The following is an 18,423-nucleotide window of genomic DNA, read 5'->3' as shown; positions in this document are numbered from 1 at the left end:
CGGCGCATCTCCGGACAAGCTACAGCGCGATGCCCGGCATCAGCGGGCCCTCGAGGCTGCGCCACAAGTACCATGTCGCATAGCTGCGATACGGACGCCAGGGGTCAGCCAGCGACTGCAGCGCGGCCGGCTTCGGCACGTCCTGCATCCCGGTGAAATTGCGCACCGCCTTGCGCAGCCCGAGATCGTCCACCGGCCAGACGTCGGGGCGTTCGAGGCAGAAGATCAGCAGCATCTCCGCGGTCCAGCGCCCGATGCCTTTCAAGCGTGTCGTGGCCGCGATGACTTCCTCGTCCGGCATGCGGCGCAAGGCCGCAGCAGTCAACGTACGGGTCGCAAAGGCCTCGGCGACGTTGCGCACATACTCCGCCTTCTGGCGCGACAGGCCGACCGACCGCAGCGCGGGCACGTCGCGGCGCAGCACCGCCGCCGGCGTCAGTCGTCCGCCGGGACACAGACCGCGCAGACGCGTGTAGATCGCCGCCGCCGCGCTCATGGAGACTTGTTGCTGCACGACCGACCCGATCAACGCCGTGAACGGGTTGGGCGTGATGATCGGCGTGTACGGTCCGATCCGCGCGATGAGCCGTCCCAGTCGTGGGTCCGCGCGGCGCAGGTGGCGGATGGCGGCGAGGGCGACCCGGCGGCGTCGCGCTGCGCGATCCAGGCCGTCGGGCTTCACTTCTGTTTCCATCTGCTGTCCGGTCGCCATGCTCAAGCTTCAGTCTATTCAGGTTGGCGGCGGCGGTCTGCCGGGGGTTCCGCGCGAATCATCAGCGGCATGCGGGGCGGGTCGCGCTGTGCGGCTGACCACGCCTGCCAGGCGGCACCCGCTGCTGCCGCACTGTCGAAGCCGAACGACCGCCACCAGTCGGGGTTCTGCGCTTGCGCAGCGCTTCGCAACAGCAGTGACACCAGGGGTGGGTCGTCCGCATTCCGCCGGGCGTCTAGCGCATCGAGCAGCCACGCAGCCAGCACGCCGGCCTCGGCGTAAAAGCGCTCCGTATCCACGGGGACAGTCGTGTTGGACAGCAACACGGTCGGGTCGGTCGGCGTGGTCGGTAACAGCAGCCGGTACATCAGGCGGCGGGCCGGCGGCTCGGCCTGCAGCGCGAGACCCTCGTCGATGACCAGTGGCGGACCGGCTTGCCGGCAGGCTTCGGCAATGAGCAGATGCGTCAACTCATGCGGCAGTGTGCTGCTGAGCAGCCATGGATCGGCCTGGAACACGTCCAGGCTGCGTCGCTGCACCTGCTCACCCTGCAAGCGCGTGTGACTGACCGCGCAGGTCGGGCCGCTCATGCCGGTCGCAGCCAGCAGGTCCGCCCGGGTCGCGTGCACGCGCAGCAAGCAGCGCGGCTCCCAGACCGCCGGTGTTTCGAGGCCCAGCCACGCGCACAGACCCGCGAAGTGATATTCAGCCGCTTCGGCGACGCGCTCGGCGACCAGATCGTTCCGGGCTTCGACGCTGAAGTGCGGCGTCTGTCGCCGCTTCCACGTGTCCGGCAGCGCGACCGTCCAGAAACCCGCGCGGCGTTCCACGGGCGTGTCGCGGTACAGTTTTTCAACCTCGGCCAGCACGGCGCGCCGCAATTCCTGCACGCGGGCCGCGCGCTGCTCCACCGGCGGTAAGTCCCACGGCTGACCGAGGCCTGCGGCGTAAGAGCGCCCCGCGTCCACGAGCTGGCCGGCGCGCTGAGCCAGCAGGCCGTTCACAATGTGCCCGAGAACCGGCTCGCGGGTGGCGCGCAACACGTCGGCGGCGCGGGCTGAAAGTCGGGCGGCGGCGTCCGGGTGGCCGGGCCGCGAGAAATCGGCGGCGCCCAGCGTAAGCGCGAGGGACAGCGCCCAGCGGGCCGGGATGCGCCCGCCGGAGTCCGGCTCGGTGGCCAGCACATCCTCGTACAGCGCGAATGCCTCCTGGAAATTCCGTGCCAGGTAGTGGTCCTCGGCGACGCCGCGCCGCGCCGTGCGTTCGGCGTCGCGCAGCTCGTCCGCCAGATCCGGTCGCAGGGCCTGTGTCTCGCTGATTCGGTCGAGGGCCGCGTCGAACAGCTCCAGCCTGAGAAGGTTGTCAACGACGGCGATCTCGTCGGACGCGCGTTGGCGCGCGGTACGCAGTTCGACCTGCAGACGCTGGGCTTCAGCATGATGGGGGTCCAGCGCGAGGACGGCCTCGAGGGCGGCCAGGGCGTCGGCGAAATGTCGCCCGGCGATCCATTCCCGCGCCAGGCCGAGGTGCAGCGCCACGTACTCGGCGCGGATGGCGGGATCGGTCGGTCGGGCGCGGAGCGCCGCCTGGGCCCGCTGGACCGCGGCGTCGGGGCGCGCGGTGCGCAGCAACTCGGCCAGCTCGTCCCTCAGGGTTGGGCGCGTGGCTGGGCGTGTGACCTGGGCGATGGCGGCCGGCGGCGCGGCGGTGATGAGCGCCAGCGCCACGAGGAGCCCGTGCTTGAGCCGGCGGCGGCGGGCCGTAGAATAGCGGGCAGCATGGTCTGGCAGCGTGATCATGTGTTCATCCCGGCCGGCGCGTGCCCGTGGGCAGTCGGCCTTCGTGGTCTCGGATTATACGGGCGCTGCCCTTTTGAACAGGGAATGACCAATGGTGATTTGGGTTCTGCGCGCGGTATTTGTCGTCCTGATCTGGGCCGTCGCGCTGCTGGCGGCCGGCAAGGGCACGTCCAGCCTCGGCACGCAGACGCCGTGGTGGATGATCGGGACCCTCGCCATCGCGATCGTGCTGATCGCCGTCGACGCGTTTCTGCCGCGGAAGTCGTTGGCGGCGCTGTCGGGGGCGTTCCTGGGGCTGGTCGTGGGCATGGTGTTCGCGTACGGGCTGGGACTGATCCTGGACCTGGCGATCGAGGTCTATTTCCGCGAGCTGGAGAACGATCCGCTGGTGGGCAGCGTGAAGCTCATGCTCGGGATCATCTGCTGCTACCTGACGATCAGCTTCATCCTGCAGACGAAGGATGACGTGCGATTTGTGATTCCGTACGTGGAGTTCGCGCGGCAGACGCGCGGCACGCGGCCGCTGATCCTCGACACGTCGGTGATCATCGACGGCCGCATCGCGGACATCTGCGACACGCGGATCATCGACTCGCCGCTGTTCATCCCTCGGTTCGTGCTGCAGGAACTCCAGGCCATCGCCGACAGCGCGGACAAGCTGAAACGCAATCGCGGCCGCCGCGGGCTGGACATGCTCAACAAGCTGCAGACCAACGACAAGATCGAGATTCGGATCTCCGACACGCGGCTGCCCAGCATCGAGGAGGCCGGCGACGTCGACCAGAAGCTGGTTGCGCTGGCCAAGAAGGTTGATGGCCGCGTGGTGACGAACGACTACAACCTCAACAAGATCGCCCAGATCCGCGGCGTGGACGTGATCAACATCAACGATCTCGCCAACGCGCTCAAGCCCGTCGTCATGCCGGGCGAGACGATGACCGTGCGGATCATCAAGCCGGGCGAGGAAATGGGGCAGGGCGTCGGCTACCTCGAAGACGGCACGATGGTCGTGGCGGAAAACGCGCGCGACAAGATCAACGAGGAGGTCACGCTGACCGTGACCAGCGTGCTGCAGACCTCCGCCGGGCGCATGATATTCGGACGTCCCGAGGGCATGCCGCCACCGCCGCGACGGCCTCGGCCACGCCAGTGACGCGTCTCGAGTCTTTCTGTGAACGCTGCCGCCCGGAGCGGCCGATTCTCTCTGATGACGGCTCCGCGCGCAGGTGTGCCCGGGCGGCGTGCCGGCGCACGTTGTCAGGGCCCCCTAAGATTGAATGGAGCGCCGGTGACCGCGCGGCGAGCGGGGCCCGGCGGGCAGGATTGGGTGATGGTGCCGAAGCTAGAACCTCACACGGCGTTGCGGCGACTCTTCGACGGCCTGGTCGAGCAGGTCTTTCTGGTCGAGCTGGGAATCTGTGATCCTTCCGTGACGGACTACCTTGGTGCGATCCTGGCCGAGTTCGTGCATGTGGATCACATCTACCGCCTGCGCACCGTCGATGATGAAGTCATTCGCGACGTCTCGCAGATGGAAGCCCTCGCGGCCCTCGGCCCCGAGGTGAACGAGCTGCGCCGGCGCCGGCTCATCAACAAGTACATCGGGGACTTCACCCTGTTCTGGGCGGGCGTCTACCCGGAGAACCTTCGGCCACGGCGGCAGGGCGGCGTGGACCGGCTCGCAGCCTACCTGCGTCTGGGAAAGCGCTCCTACGGCATCGCCAGCGAGCTGACGGCGGCGGAAGAGCAGCCGCCGGCGGAGGTGCTCCACCAACTCAGCGATCAGTTTGAGTACTGCGTGCATGGGTTGCACCTGGTGCGCGCGAGCTGGGAGCAACTTAGCCGGGAGACGGGCGCGAACTGAGTCGCGCGGGGGATTCAGACGTTTCGGGCCAGATGGTGGGGGCGCGATAGGGTTCGCGTACCATCCGTAGTGTGAGCGCGGTTAGCGACGCTGGCGGCAGGCGGTTTTCCGTCTGCAACATCCAGGAAAATCGCGAAGAAACTGGGGGAAATGCGTGATTCACGGTTGCATCGTGTGGGGACAGATGGTATATTATCCCTGTTCTGATGGCCCAAGTGGTGATAGGTGGCATGGCAGGTCGGCGGTGGCATGTTTCTCACCGGGACGCATGAACTCACGATCGACAACAAAAATCGCCTGTCCATTCCGTTTGTCATTCGGAAGAAGCTCGACGGGGAGCGCGACGGGCATTCGCTCTATGTCGTTCCTGGTCGGCGACGTGGCACCTTGGCGCTTTACCCAGAGAAGTATTACGAGCGTATGCGGGCGAACCTGCCGGCCGATGATAGCCTCTCCGAGGCGGCGTTTTCCTACCGGCAGTTCGAGTATTCGCAGAGCGCGCTGCTCGACCCGGATGCTCAGGGCCGTGTGCTCATCCCGGAGCGGCTGCTGAGGCGCGCGGGTCTGGAGAAGGACGTTGTGCTCATCGCGGTACGTGACCATCTCGAGTTGTGGCGGCGCGATGAATTCGACGCGTTCGAAGGCGAGATGTGGCCCGAGTACCCGCAGAAGCGGGCGCAGGCGATCGAAGAGATGAAGACGCTCGCACCGGGTCTGAACCCGGTAGCGACGCCGGCGGCAGGCTGAGTCGCCGGCCTACGATAGACGCGGTTGGGTTTCGCGAGGGCGGATTGCGGCGGCGGATGCTCACGCCGTCCCCGCCGCAATCCTCACGAACGTGGGATGCGCGAGAGGCCCCGCAGTGGGTAGCGGGGTTCACGCAGGGAAGCGCTCGCGATCCGCGGGGCAGTCGTGCAGGACTGTCCGATTCAGGTTGCCCGCGAGCCAGGGACGGTGAGCGGGCACCGGCATTCTCACTGCGGGGCCGCAGCGAGTGGAAGCCGTGACGGCGGCGGTGAGATGCCATGTTCAGTGTGCCTGTGCCTCGCAGTCCGGCCGTGGCGCGTCGACCGGGAAGTGCGTCGTGGCAGGTGCGCAGTACGAGCATCAACCCGTTCTCGTCGAGCACGTGTTGCGACTGCTGGAACCACGTGCTGGGCAGATCATCCTGGATGGCACCGTCGGGCAGGGGGGGCACGCGGTGGCCTTGTTGCCACACATCATGCCTGGCGGGCGCTACCTGGGCCTGGATCTGGATGAAGAGGTCTTGAGCGTGGCGCGGGCGCGCCTGGCGGAGGCACCGCCAGGCGCCGTCACGCTCGTGCAAGCCAATTTCGCGGACTTTCCGGCTGTGCTGGCGCAGGCGGGACTCAACGCGGTGGATCACGTGTTCGTGGACCTGGGAGTCAACTCGGCGCAGCTCGCAGACGCGACCCGCGGGTTCTCCTTCGACCGCGACGGCCCGCTCGACATGCGCTTTGACCGGCAACAGGAGCTGCGGGCCCTGGACCTGGTGAATCGCCTGCCGGAACGCGAGCTGGCCGACCTGTTCTACGAGAACGCGCAGGAAGGCAACAGCCGGCGGATCGCGAAGCGGATCTGTCAGGTCCGCCACGAGGGTCGCATCACGACGACGCTGGCGTTGGCGCGCGCCGTGGCCGCGGCGCAGCCCGGGGCCGGCGGCGCCGGCAGGATTCATCCGGCGACGCGGGTGTTTCAGGCCTTGCGCATCGCGGTGAACGGCGAGTTGGACAACCTGCGCCGTTTCCTGGGTTGCGTGACGCCCCATGTGCGGCCTGGCGGTCGCCTGGCGGTGATCAGCTTTCACAGCCTCGAGGACGGGCTGGTGAAGCAGTTCATGCGGTCCGCTAAGGTGGCCGGTACGTTCGAAGAGTTGACCCGGCGGCCGGTCATCGCCGACCCGGCCGAACGGGAGCGGAACCCGCGCAGCCGCAGCGCGAAGTTGCGTGTGGGTGCGCGATTGCAGGATGAGAGCTAGCAAGGAGGCGGCGATGGCCCTGAACGTCAAGGCAGCCCTGCTGATCTGCATGGGGTTCATTGGCGGCATGTCGTGGGTCGTGCAGCGCGTGGGGGCCCCGATGATCGACGTGCCCTCGCCGCTGGCGCCCACAGCCCTGGCGGAGGCCGCGTCGGGCGTTGCGCCCGAGACGGCGGACGCCGACTGGCGAGCGGCGCGCGTCGGCCGGTTGGCACGCCGCAACATGGTGGACGCCGAGCTTGCGGCGAACCGGGTGCCCGGAGAGGCGGTCGCGCTGGCACCGCACGCGGAGATCCCGGTCCGGGTCCCGCCGCAGCCGGAACTGCCTCCGCTCGTGTACGATTCGGGAGTGGCGGTGGCCGACGCCGCGGAGCTCGACGCGGTTCCCCCGGCCGGCGAGGTGGTGCTGATTGCCGGGGCGACGCCGACGGAGCCGATCGTAACGGCAGCGGCTGACCCGGCGACGGAAGAGGCCGTGGCGGCGGCGCCTCCGGCGGGGCGGGTGTACCGCGTCGCGAAGGGCGATACCCTGACTCGGATTGTGCGGCGGGAGTGCAAGTCGGATGACCGCCGGCTACTGGCGTTGCTGGTCGACGCGAACCCGAAGCTGCGGGCGCGCGGCGGCAGGATCATGGCCGGCGAGGACTTGGTGTTGCCAGACCCGGCGGCGGTGCAGCGCGTGCTGGCGGGCGTGGACTCGACCGGGGTCGCGACGGCTGAGGCGGCGGGGCCGGGGGTCACGGCCGAAGCGCCGGCCAAGACAGGCGGCGAGCGATGGTATACGATTCAGCGCAACGACACGCTGGAGCGCATTGCGCAGCGGTACCTGAAGGACGGTCGGCGGTGGCGTGAGATCGCGGCAATGAATCGTGCGCTGGATCCGCACAAGATTGTGCCCGGCACGCGGATCAAGCTGCCGCCAGTGATTCGCCTGGCGCAGAGATAAGCGCCGCGGGGGACGCCGGACGGCGCGGCGCGACGGGCATGGGCGCGAGATGACGCTGTTCCGGATCATTGCGGTGCTGGCGGGGGCCTTGGTCCTGCTGCTGTTCGTGGTCATTCTGCGCGCCGAGACGACGCGCCTGCACTACGCGATCGCGCAGTGTGAGCGGCGGGCCGACGAGGTGCGTCAGGAGTTGCTGGAGGCAGAGCTGGAGTTGGCGCGCCTGAGAAACCCGACGCGCATTCGGCAGCAGATGGAGCAGGCCGTCGGCCAGGCCGCGGCGGAGGAGCCGGCCGCGGCACAAGCGGTCGCCAAGCCGAAGCCGGCGGAAAAGGCGAAACCGGCGGAGAGGCCGAAGCCGCCAGAGAGGCCGAGGCGACGAGAGCGCCGTTGACAAGCGGGACGTGGTCGATGCGCGGCAGTGGGTTCTTGTTTGCAGTCGTCGCGCTGCTGCTGGCGGGTGGCGGGGCGCGGCTGGCGTACATCGAGGTGACGCAGGGGTCGGAGCTGCGGACGCGGGCGGAGCGGCAGCAGCAGGCGACGCGCTCGATCCCCGCGCGGCGCGGCGAAATCCTGGACACGCGCGGGCGGGTGCTGGCGGGGACGGTGCGGCGTCCGTCGGTCTTCGTGGATCCGGGCCTGGTGCGGGACGCGCGGTTCGCGGCGTACAGCGTCGCGCCAGTGCTCGGCATGAACAGCGCGGAACTGGAGGGACGGCTGCGCGAGTGGGCGGCGAACGGGACGCGGTTCGCGTGGCTCAAGCGCGGGTTGACGGAGGACGAACTCGCCGGCTTCCTGACGCTGGTCGACGCGCGACGCCTGCACGCGTTTGACGTGCAGTATGAGCCGCAGCGCGTGTATCCGCAGGGGCGCGTGGCGCCGCATGTTCTCGGTTTCGTGGGACTGGACTTGCGCACGCCGGAGGGTGGCGCGCCGGCGTTCGAGGATCTCTGCGGGCGCGAGGGGATCGAGGCGGCGTATGACCACGCGTTGAGCGGGGTTCCGGGTCGGCGGACGCTGACGGTCGACGTCAGCCGGCGAGCGGTGCGGGCGCCGGCGGAAACGTTCCGGCCGGCCGTGGACGGTGCGACAGTGGTGCTCACCATCGACGCGTACATCCAGCAGGTGGCGCAAAAAGTGCTCGGTGACACCGTCGCGCGCTACGGGGCGGAGTGGGGCACCGCGGTCGTTTTCGACCCGCAGGCCGGCGAAGTCATGGCCATGGCGACGGTCCCGGACTACGACCCGGCGGCGCCGCTGCCGGCGGATTTCGCGCGCCTGCGCCCCGCGGCCCAGGACGAGATTCGCGCGACGTGGCGCAACCGGGCGGTGACGGACTCGTACGAGCCGGGCAGCGTGTTCAAGCCGTTCATCGCTTCCTGCGCGCTCGACGAGGGCGTCGTCCACATCAATGAGATCTTCGCGATCAACGGTCCGGTGCACAGCTTCGGCCGGCGGACCATCCGCGACACGCACCCCTACGGCTCGCTGGCGGTCCACGAGATCATCAGCAAGTCGAGCAACATTGGCATGGGCATGATCGGGGCGCGGTGCGGCATGGAGCGCCTGCACCGGTACGTGCGTTCGTTCGGTTTCGGCGACATCACGGGGGTGGGTTTGCCCGGCGAGCACACCGGCCTGGTACAGGATTTCGCGCGCTGGAACCCCTCATTCTCGCCCCAGTCGATCCCCATCGGGCAGGAAATTGCCGTCACGCCGATCCAGATTGTGACGGCGTTCAGCGTTTTCTGTAACGGTGGCATCCTGTATCGGCCGCGCATCGTGCGTGGCGTGATCGGTGCGGACGGCGAGACGCTGGAGGATGATTCGCGGCCGGTGCCGCTGCGGCGCGTGCTCGATGAGCGGACAGCGGAGCTGTTCCGGAAGCAGGCCCTGGTGGAAACGGTCACGGATGGGACCGCGAAAGTTGCCAAGCTCGACGAGTACCAGGTCTTCGGCAAGACCGGCACCGCGCAGATCGCCCGACCGGGGGGCCACGGCTATCTGCCCGGCAAGTACGTGGGGTCGTTCGTCGGCGGCGCGCCGTCGGATCGTCCGCGTCTGGTCGTATTGGTGTCGATTTACAAGCCGTCCAAAGAGGGTTATTACGGCGGTGTGGTGTCCGCGCCGGCGGTTCGCGATATCCTCGCCGAGGCGCTGGCGTATCTGCAGGTGCCGGCGGAACTAGCGGCCGACGTTGGGAAAGGGCGCACGACAACTCCGGGCCGGCAGCGCTGAGTGGGCCAGGAGGGCCCGGAAGGAACGATGGGCATGATCCAGGCCGAGAAGGAGATCGGCGGGCGGACGGTTGGGGAGCTGCTGGAGGGACTGGCGCCCAGTGGGCTGCCGGCCGGGTGGGCGCAACGGACCGTGACCGGCATTCTCGATGATTCCCGGCGCGTGCAGCCGGGGGCGTTGTTCGTCGCGCTGCGCGGCACACACGCCGATGGCCGGCGCTTCGTGAGCGATGCGGTGCAGCGCGGCGCGATCGTGGTCCTTGGTGAGGAGCTGGAGCCCTCAGATCGCGCGCTGATCGTCAATGTGGCCGATGCCCGCGCGGCGCTGACCACGCTGGCCCTGCGCTGGCATGGCCTGGGCGGGGACGGTTGCCGCGGGTTGAAACTCGCCGGCGTGACGGGGACGAACGGCAAAAGTACGACGGCTTTCATGGCGCGCGCGATTCTGCAAGCGGCTGGCCTGAAGTGCGGCATGTTCGGCACGGTGCACTACGACCTGTGCGGCCGGAGCGTGGCGGCGCCGATGACCACGCCCGGGCCGCTCGAGCTGGCGGCCCACCTGCGCGAGTGCGCCGACAACGGCGCGCACGCGATCGTCATGGAGGTCTCGAGCCACGCGCTCGACCAGAAGCGGACCGAGGGGCTGCGGTTTGCGGCGGCGGCGTTCACGAACCTGACCGGTGACCACCTGGACTACCACGGCACGCTCGACAATTATGCGGCGGCGAAAGCGCGGCTGTTCGCCGGGCTGGACGCCGGGGCCAGCGCCGTCGTGAATCGCGACGATCCACACCACGAGGTCATGCTGCGCGACTGCCGGGCGCGCGTGATCACCTATGCCCTGGAGCATGACGCGGACCTGACGGCCCAGATCTTGCGCAGCACCAGCCAGGGGACGTATTACCGCCTGCGGATCGCCGGACGCGAACTGGCGCTGGAAAACGCACTTGTCGGGCGGCACAACGTGTACAACGCCCTGACGGCCGCGGGGCTGGCGCACGCGCTGGGCGTCACGCCGGACCAGATCGCGGCGGGCCTCCGGGCGGTCCGCAACGTCCCGGGCCGGCTGCAGCGCGTGCCATGTGAAGGCCCGGCGGATGTCTTCGTGGACTACGCGCACAGCGACGATGCGCTGCGCAACGTCCTGAGCGTGCTGAGGCCGCTGACGCAGAACCGGCTGATCGTAGTCTTTGGCTGCGGCGGCGACCGCGACCGGACGAAGCGGCCGCGCATGGCGGCGGCGGTGGGGGCCTTCGCCGATGCGATTCTGGTCACGAGCGACAATCCGCGTAGCGAGGATCCGCGGGCGATCATCGACGAAGTCTTGCCGGGCTTCACGGCGGAAGCGCGGCGGCGGGTCGTGGTCGAGCCGGACCGGGCGCTGGCGATTCGGGCGGCCGTGGCGGCCGCGGCGGCGGGCGATGTGCTGCTCATCGCCGGCAAGGGCCACGAGGACTACCAGATCATCGGCGACCGCCGGATTCATTTCGACGACGTGGAAGTCGCGATCCAGGCGGCGGCGGAATTGCGGCGGGAGTCGACGTAGGGCCGGATGACGCCGGCCGGGAGATGCGCACCTCGTGATCAAGCTCACGCTCGGAGAGATTGTGCAGGCGATGGGTGGGCGGCCGTGGGGCGAACTCCCGACGGTCAGCGTCGGCGGCGTATCGACGGACTCACGGACGGTGGCGGCGAGTGATCTGTTCTTTGCCATCCGCGGCCAGCGTTTCGACGGTCATGATTACGCCGTGCCGGCGCTGAAGCGCGGGGCGGTAGCGGCCGTGATCGAGGCGGCGCGGGCCGAGGCGGTGGCCGCGGAGCTGCGGGCGGCGGATCTTCCGCTGCCGCGTGGCGCGGTGCTGATCGAGGTGGACGACACCGTGGCGGCCCTCGGGCGCCTGGCGGCGTACCACCGCCAGCAGATGGCGGCGGAGGTGATCGCGGTCGTCGGCAGCAACGGGAAGACGACGACCAAGGCGATGATCCACCACATCCTGTCGGGGCGCCTGCGCGGCCGCTGCTCGCCGAAGAGCTTCAACAACTCGATCGGCGTGCCGCTGACGCTGCTGTCGGCGGAGCAGGGCGACGAGTACCTGGTCGTGGAGATCGGGACGAATGCGCCGGGCGAGGTGGCCGCGCTCGGGGCGATCGCCGTGCCCGACATGGTGGTCATCACCTGCATCGGCGAGGAGCACCTGGAGGGGCTGGGTGATCTCGACGGCGTGGCGGCGGAGGAATGCTCGATTCTGAACCGCATGCGCGCCAAGGGCTTCGCGGCGGTCAACATCGAGACGCCGGAAATCCGGCGGCACCTGTTCGTGGAGAACCTGCACCTGACCACGTTCGGCCGGCACTCGGAGGCCGACGTGCGGCTTACGGAGCTGAGCTACGAGGCGCCGTGGCTGCGGTTCAAGCTCAATGAGCGGTTCCCGTTCCGCCTGCGCCTGGCCGGGGTGCACAACGCCACCAACGCCGCCGGGGCGGTGACGATCGCGCGGCGGCTGGGCTTCGACTATGCGGAGGCGGCGGTGCGGCTGGAGTCGTTCGTCGCGCCGCCGATGCGGACCGAGATCCTGGAGGTGGCGGGGGTCACGCTGATCAACGATGCGTACAATGCGAATCCGCAGAGTGCGGCGGCGGCGATCGAGGTTCTCCAGCAGATGCCCTGTCGCGGGCAGCGGGTCGCGGTGTTCGGCGAGATGCGCGAGCTGGGCTCGCGCTCGGCGGACCTGCACCGCCGGGTGGCCGAGCGGCTGCGCGAGAGCAGTGTCAACCGTGTGTTGCTGGTGGGCGCCGCGACGGGCGTAATGTACGACGCGCTGTCGAGCGGTGGCCTGTTCGGCCCGCGCGTGGAGCGCTGCAGCGATGTGCAGGACTGTGTGGAGCGGCTGGCCGGCAGCGTCAGCGCCGGCGACGTGGTGCTGCTGAAGGCGTCGCGGGCGGTCGAGCTGGACCGGCTCGTGGAGCCCCTGCGCGAGCGGCTGCGCGGCAAGGCGGGCGCATAACCCATGCTTTATCACTTCTTCTACTGGCTCACGAGCGGCGCTTCGTACGCCTACAAGCCGGCCTGGTTCCGCGCCACGCTCGCGGTGGTCGTGGCGTTCCTGATCGTGTGGGCACTGGGGCCGCGGGTGATTCGCACGCTCGTGCGCCTGAAGATCGGCGATCGGCCGGAGTTCGACCACCAGGCGCTCAACGAGGCCATGCGCAACAAGGCCAACACGCCGACGATGGGGGGCGTGCTGATTTCGGTCGCGATCGCCATCACCGTCCTGCTGCTCGCCGACCTGACCAACTTCTACATCATGATGGGGCTGTTCTGCCTGGTCTGGCTGTCCGTGCTGGGCGGCGTGGACGACTGGCTGAAGCTGACGGTCACGCGACGGTCGGGCACGCGCGACGGGCTGCGGCTGTGGGAGAAGCTGGTTTTCCAGGTCGCGCTCGGCGTGCTGCTGGCGTTGTTCATCTACCGGTACGGCGAGACGAACCTGCGCGAGGCCCGCTGGGGGGAGGACCTGGCCGCGCACGCCAGCGCGTACTACAACGTGCTCATCCTGCCGTTCACCAAGCAGACGCTCACCCTGTCCGCCTGGGCTTTCGTGCCCATCACGATCATCGTGATCGCCGGCACGTCCAACGCCGTCAACCTGACCGATGGCATGGACGGGCTGGCGAGCGGCTGCATGGCGCTGACGGCGTTTGCCTTCACCGTGTTCACCGTGGTCGTGGGCAGTTACGAACAGGCGTGCGCGCTGCTGTTCCCGCATGTTCGGGGCGCGGCGGAGCTGGCCGTGCTGTGCGGGGCGATGGTCGGTGCGTGCCTGGGTTTCCTGTGGTACAACGCGTACCCGGCGCAGGTGTTCATGGGCGACACCGGCTCGCTGCCGCTGGGCGGGCTGATGGGCTACGTCGCGATCGTGACGCGGCTCGAGCTGATGCTGTTCATCGTCGGCGGCGTGTTCGTGATCGAAGCCGCGTCGGTGATCATCCAGGTGGGTTACTACAAGGCGACGCACGGCAAGCGCGTCTTCCGCTGCTCGCCGCTGCACCACCACTATCATCTGGGTGGACTCAACGAGACGCAGGTGGTGATGCGTTTCTGGCTGCTGGCGGCACTGTTCACGGCCTTCGCCCTGCTGACGATCAAGCTGAGATAGGCGCATGTCTCACGCGGCAACCCGTCCAACGTCCCTGGCGCCGCACCCACCCGCCGAAGTCTTGGACCGGCTCTATGATCCGACCATCGTCTTCCTGGCCGGCGCGCTGATGACGCTGGGTGTGGCGATGGTCTACTCCGCGTCGGTGACCGTCGAGGGCGCCGGGTTCAACTGGCGCGAATGGTGGAATTCGCCGCTCAAGCAGGGCATCTTCGCACTCGCCGGGTTCCTCGTCATGATCATCGCCGCCCACGTAGACTACCGCGTCCTGGCGTGGGACCGGCCGGGCCGCGGCTGGCGGGCCGGGTTGCTGGCGGCGCTGGCCGTGACGGCCCTCGTGCTGGTATTCGTCCCGGGTATCGGCCGCATGGCGGGCGGTGCGCGCCGGTCGATCTTCCTGTACACCGGGCCACCCGCCGTGCAGTTTCAGCCCTCGGAATTCGCCAAGGTCGTGCTGGTGATCTGGCTTGCCGCGCTGCTGACCCGGCCGACGGGACCGGCGGTGGCGAGCCGCCTGCGCTCCTGGCGGCCGTGGCGCCGCGGGCCGGGGCCCGAGATCCTGCGCGGTGATGTCCGCGATTTCCGTAGCGGGTTCGTGCCGGTTGTGCTGAGCGGCGGCCTGCTGATCGGGCTTACGGGAATCGAGGATTTCGGGACGGCCGCGTTGATGGGCCTGGTGATGGTGATACTGCTGTTCGCGGCGCGGGCGCGCTGGCTGCACCTCGGGCTGATCGGCGTGCTGGGACTAGTCGCGGGTGGCGTGCTGCTGTTCGGCGAGCAGTATCGCCTGGACCGCATTCGCACATTCTTCTCCGAAGCGCCCGATCCGGCGGGGGCCGGCTACCAGATCAACCAGGCGCTGCTCGCGATCGGCTCCGGCGGCTGGTATGGCCGCGGGCTGGGCGCGGGTGTACAGAAGTACGGCTACCTCCCGCAGCGCAACAACGACTTCATCCTGGCGATCATCTGTGAGGAGCTGGGCGTCGTGGGCGGGATGGTGGTCGTGGCGTTGTTCCTCGCGCTGCTGTGGCGCGGCTGGCGCATCGCGGTGCACGCGCCCGACATGTTCGGCCGGCTGCTCGCGCTGGGCCTCACGCTCACCATTTGTTTCCAGGCAGCCATGAACATCGGCGTCGTGACCAACAGCATTCCGACCAAGGGCATCTCGCTGCCGTTTGTCTCGGCCGGCGGGTCGGGGGTCGTCTTTCTCGGCCTGGCCGCGGGGCTGCTCGCCGCCGTGGGGCGCCGCTCGAAACCGGCACTCGGCGAATAGCGGCGGTCGTCTTCGCGCCCGGCAGAGTTACGGAGGTGAAACATGGTGCCGCCAACCCGGACTTTTGCAGTCGTGAGCCGACTCGCCCTGACCGGCGGAATGCTGTCAGCGGCGGCGTGCGGCCTGCCGGCGCAGACGACCCAGCCCCAGGAATACGCCGACGTGCCCGTCGCAGTGACAACGCTCAAGGACGTGCGCATCGACGAGGCGTCGGGGATCGTCGCCAGCCGGCGGCACCCCGGCCATTACTACTTGCACAATGATTCCGGTGATGAGCCGCGGGTGTTCCTCATCGATCGGCAGGGCGAGACCCGGGCCACGATCCGGCTGAAGGGCGTGCGGGCCGTGGATTGCGAGGACATTGCGGTTGCCCCGGGGCGTGACGACGGCACATTCGACGTCTGCCTCGCGGACATCGGCGACAACAATGCCCGCCATGCCAACGTGCGCATCTATCGTTTTCCCGAGGTCGCCCTGCCCGAGCGCGCGGGGGAAACGCTGGTCGTCGAGCCGCTGGTCTACCGGCTGCGCTACGCGGAGGGACCGGTCAACGCCGAGGCGTTCGCCGTGCATCCCCAGACAGGCGACGGCTATATTTTCACCAAGAGTTATGACGGTCGGGGCAGTGCGGTCTACAAGCTGCCGGCCCCCTGGGACGCCGCGCGCGAGACGGTGCTAAGGAAGGTGGGGGAGTTGAACCTGCCGCCTGCCTTGGTGCCGATGCGCGTCGTGACAGGCGCGGACATTCGGTCGGACGGGCAACGGCTGGCCATCCGCTGCTACGGCACGGGCTGGGAGTGGCGTATGGCGCCCGACGCAGCGCAAACCGACTTTGACCAGCTTTTTTCCGCGTCGCCGGTCCAACTGACGATGCCGCCCGAGCGGCAAGGCGAGGCGCTGTGCTACTCGGCCGATGGTGCCGCGTTACTGACGGTCGGCGAGGGCCGGCTGCCGACGCTGTGGGAGTTGCGCACGGCGTTGCCGACCGGCGCGGGCCGTTGAAGACGTGATTCGACAGCCGCCCGGACCTTGCTCGGGGCCGGCGGTGTTGCGTATGCTTAGACAGGCGGGATTCGTCGCCGGCCGGCAAGGAAGCCGGTGCATTTCCGGCCCGCCGAGGTGTACACATGCAGAACGTGCTGCCTGATTCGATCATTCCGTTGCTGGAGAAGATGCGCGAGTTGCAGGCCAGTGACCTGCACCTGAAAACCGGGATTCCGCCGACGTACCGCGTGGCGGGTGATCTTCGCCGGACCAATCTGCCGCCCATCCAGGTCAACTCACGTCTCATCGAGCGCCTGATGGATCCCATCATCCCGAAGGCGCGCAAGAGCGTTTACGACGAGACCGGCGGGCTCGATTTCGCCTACAACCTGCCCAACGGCGACCGGTTCCGGATCAACATCCTGCGCTCCTGCGACCAGATGCACGCCGCCATCCGCCGGGTGAAAGGCACGATCCCGAGCTTCGAGGAGCTGCGCCTGCCGCCGATCTATCGCAAGCTGGCGGACGAGGCCGGCGAGGGGATCATCATTGTCTGCGGCGTGACGGGCTGCGGCAAGAGTACGACGCAGGCGGCCATGATCGACCACATCAACGAGACGCAGGCGCTCAACATCGTCAGCATCGAAGATCCGATCGAATACTCGTTCGCGTCGAAGAAGTCGATCGTCAGCCAGCGCGAACTGGGCCTCGATGTGCACACCTTCGCCGATGCGCTGCGCGGAGCCGTGCGACAGGACCCCGATGTGATCTTCATCGGCGAGACGCGCGACCGGGAGACGCTGGTCGCGGCGCTGCAGGCTGCGGAGACGGGCCACCTGGTGTTCTGCACGCTGCACACGGCCGACACGATGCAGGCCCTGACGCGCATCCTGGAGTTCTTCCCGCCCGATCAGCACACCTTCGTGCGCAGCTCGCTGGCAAACGGGCTGAAGGCGATCCTCGCACAGCGCCTGCTGCCGGCCAGCGATCCGAAAATCTCACGTGTCCCGGCCTGCGAGGTGTTGCTCGGCGAGGGGATCGTCAAAGAGAAAATCCGCGCCGGCGAAGACACCGATCTGCCCGAGATTATCCTGGGCAGCAAGGAGTCGGGCATGCGGAACTTCACGATGTCACTCGCCGACCTGATCGAGCAGGGGCTGATCTTTGCCGACGTGGCCATGGAGTATGCCCCGAACCGCGAAGCCCTGAAAGGCATGATGCAGGGGATCAAGACTTCGGCCCAGACGCTGGTGCACCGCGTCAAGCGCACGGGTGCGAGCTGACACGCCACCGCGGCGCAGGCTTTTTCGACAACGCGCCGTCTACGGCGCCTCGGGCAGCCGGTAACGCAGCACCAGCGCGGTTGGGCGCACCGGGTAGGCGATTTTCATCCGAAAGCCGTGAAACTCGGTCGGGTTCCAGCCCGTGCGGTCGAACATCGTCTGCACCATCTGGCTGTAGCGGCGGATCCCCGGCGTGGCCAGGAGCAGCGGGCCGCTGCCCGGGTCGGTGAGGGGCTCGTTCAGCGGCAGGCGATTGCGTTCGCGGCCGCGCCCCGGATAGGGGATTGACGCGCCCAGTTCGCTGTACAGGCCGGGCTCGGGCGGGATGGCGAACGTGAACCGTTCGTGGAAGAAGAGGTCCAGGATCAGCAACTCGGCGGGGGTGTCGCACATCGCGGAGTGTTCGCCCCACTCGTTGGCCGGGGTGCGATAGTACGGGATGCGGCGCTGGATCGTGCCCACCACGCACGTGATGGCGCCGGTGTTGCCGACCGGGCCTTCCGCCAGCTCGAAGCTTGTGCCGGTCGGGTCGCGGAAGCGCCGCAACTCCGGCAGTGGCTGCGAGCAGAAATCCGCTATCAGCGGCGCCTGGTCGGACTCGCTGTAGCGGGGATCGATGGGCTCCGAGGCCGGTGGGGACATTTCGGTGCCGTCGTCATTGCTCGAATGCCGCGCAGCCATGACCCATGTGACGTCGGGCCGGAACCGGCGGAAGTCGATCAGGGCGCTGAGCGAGGCGAAGTCGAGGAGGCCGGGCTCCGGGTTCGGCCCAACGACGCCGACTTTCAGGATGACGCGTGCTTGCGCGCCCCACACGCAGCTTGCGCCCTGGAAGAGCGGCTTGCGGTGATACTCGTCACGCTGCTGCCGGCCGGCCTGAGCTCGCTGCCCATGATGTCGAGCGTGGCGCGATCGCCGGAGTGCACGCGGATGAGCCGCTCATACTCGCGGATCGCGTCGCGGGCGGTCTGGAGAACGCGCTCGGTGGCCCCGGCGTGCTCGATGCAGCGGAGGAAGATCTTGATGCCGGCGGCCCCGGGCATCTGCTGCAGCGCGACGGATGGATCGTCCGCTTGGACGATCTTCGAGATTTTCCAGGCCAGGTTCCGGTTCAGTCCCAGGGACCGACTCAGCAATTGCGGGTCCTGAGGGTCGGCGCCCACGGAGGTCAA

17 protein-coding genes are annotated in these 18,423 nt (G+C 68.4%); 13 read left to right on the top strand and 4 right to left on the bottom strand.

From position 1 onward, the window contains the following. Nucleotides 1–19: 19 nt before the first annotated feature. Both KA383_10675 and KA383_10670 read right to left on the bottom strand, forming a co-directional pair. The gene (locus KA383_10675; protein ID MBP7746588.1) at nt 20–712 is read right to left on the bottom strand and encodes a DNA-3-methyladenine glycosylase 2 family protein; all 693 of its coding nucleotides are present in this window, start codon (nt 710–712) and stop codon (nt 20–22) included. Between the two features lie 14 nt (nt 713–726). Next, on the bottom strand, nt 727–2,511 hold the full coding sequence (locus KA383_10670) for a hypothetical protein (protein MBP7746587.1): 1,785 nt from the start codon (nt 2,509–2,511) through the stop codon (nt 727–729). 91 nt (nt 2,512–2,602) lie between these two features. Here KA383_10670 and KA383_10665 point away from each other — a divergent pair, with 91 nt between their 5' ends. From KA383_10665 to KA383_10605, 13 genes are all read left to right on the top strand, one after another. Beyond that, a complete protein-coding gene (locus tag KA383_10665) occupies nt 2,603–3,664 on the top strand; it encodes a PIN/TRAM domain-containing protein (protein ID MBP7746586.1) in 1,062 nt (353 codons plus the stop codon). A gap of 177 nt (nt 3,665–3,841) precedes the next feature. Then, nucleotides 3,842–4,375: a hypothetical protein gene (locus KA383_10660; GenBank protein MBP7746585.1), complete on the top strand. Its 534-nt coding sequence runs from the start codon at nt 3,842–3,844 to the stop codon at nt 4,373–4,375. Nucleotides 4,376–4,600: 225 nt separating this feature from the next. After that, nucleotides 4,601–5,122, top strand: a complete 522-nt coding sequence (locus KA383_10655; protein MBP7746584.1) for a hypothetical protein — start codon at nt 4,601–4,603, stop codon at nt 5,120–5,122. Between the two features lie 337 nt (nt 5,123–5,459). Further along, nucleotides 5,460–6,374, top strand: a complete 915-nt coding sequence (gene rsmH / locus KA383_10650; protein ID MBP7746583.1) for a 16S rRNA (cytosine(1402)-N(4))-methyltransferase RsmH — start codon at nt 5,460–5,462, stop codon at nt 6,372–6,374. Between the two features lie 13 nt (nt 6,375–6,387). Then, nucleotides 6,388–7,320, top strand: a complete 933-nt coding sequence (locus tag KA383_10645; GenBank protein ID MBP7746582.1) for a LysM peptidoglycan-binding domain-containing protein — start codon at nt 6,388–6,390, stop codon at nt 7,318–7,320. Between the two features lie 49 nt (nt 7,321–7,369). Then, on the top strand, nt 7,370–7,711 hold the full coding sequence (locus KA383_10640) for a hypothetical protein (protein ID MBP7746581.1): 342 nt from the start codon (nt 7,370–7,372) through the stop codon (nt 7,709–7,711). 35 nt (nt 7,712–7,746) lie between these two features. Next, on the top strand, nt 7,747–9,555 hold the full coding sequence (locus tag KA383_10635; GenBank protein ID MBP7746580.1) for a penicillin-binding protein 2: 1,809 nt from the start codon (nt 7,747–7,749) through the stop codon (nt 9,553–9,555). Nucleotides 9,556–9,588: 33 nt separating this feature from the next. Then, nucleotides 9,589–11,100: a UDP-N-acetylmuramoyl-L-alanyl-D-glutamate--2,6-diaminopimelate ligase gene (locus tag KA383_10630; GenBank protein MBP7746579.1), complete on the top strand. Its 1,512-nt coding sequence runs from the start codon at nt 9,589–9,591 to the stop codon at nt 11,098–11,100. A 34-nt stretch (nt 11,101–11,134) separates the two neighbouring features. Then, complete coding sequence (locus KA383_10625) at nt 11,135–12,559, top strand: UDP-N-acetylmuramoyl-tripeptide--D-alanyl-D-alanine ligase (GenBank protein MBP7746578.1); 1,425 nt, start codon at nt 11,135–11,137, stop codon at nt 12,557–12,559. A 3-nt stretch (nt 12,560–12,562) separates the two neighbouring features. Continuing rightward, the gene (locus tag KA383_10620) at nt 12,563–13,711 is read left to right on the top strand and encodes a phospho-N-acetylmuramoyl-pentapeptide-transferase (protein ID MBP7746577.1); all 1,149 of its coding nucleotides are present in this window, start codon (nt 12,563–12,565) and stop codon (nt 13,709–13,711) included. 4 nt (nt 13,712–13,715) lie between these two features. Then, nucleotides 13,716–14,984 (top strand): cell division protein FtsW, encoded by a 1,269-nt coding sequence (locus tag KA383_10615; protein ID MBP7746576.1) that lies wholly within the window; start codon nt 13,716–13,718, stop codon nt 14,982–14,984. A gap of 42 nt (nt 14,985–15,026) precedes the next feature. Beyond that, nucleotides 15,027–15,986, top strand: a complete 960-nt coding sequence (locus tag KA383_10610) for a WD40 repeat domain-containing protein (GenBank protein ID MBP7746575.1) — start codon at nt 15,027–15,029, stop codon at nt 15,984–15,986. Nucleotides 15,987–16,111: 125 nt separating this feature from the next. Next, entirely contained in the window at nt 16,112–17,251 is a 1,140-nt protein-coding gene (locus KA383_10605) for a PilT/PilU family type 4a pilus ATPase (GenBank protein ID MBP7746574.1), read from the top strand. Nucleotides 17,252–17,290: 39 nt separating this feature from the next. Here the strand turns inward: KA383_10605 and KA383_10600 are convergent, their stop codons facing one another. Together KA383_10600 and KA383_10595 are read right to left on the bottom strand one after the other, a co-directional pair. Beyond that, complete coding sequence (locus KA383_10600) at nt 17,291–18,067, bottom strand: hypothetical protein (GenBank protein MBP7746573.1); 777 nt, start codon at nt 18,065–18,067, stop codon at nt 17,291–17,293. Next, on the bottom strand, nt 18,037–18,387 hold the full coding sequence (locus tag KA383_10595) for a hypothetical protein (GenBank protein ID MBP7746572.1): 351 nt from the start codon (nt 18,385–18,387) through the stop codon (nt 18,037–18,039). Before KA383_10595 ends, KA383_10600 begins: the two co-directional genes overlap by 31 nt. Nucleotides 18,388–18,423: the final 36 nt, after the last annotated feature.

The organism is Phycisphaerae bacterium, from assembly GCA_017999985.1.
Taxonomy (GTDB): Bacteria; Planctomycetota; Phycisphaerae; order UBA1845; family Fen-1342; genus JAGNKU01.
This window is presented reverse-complemented; position numbering and strand designations above follow the sequence as displayed.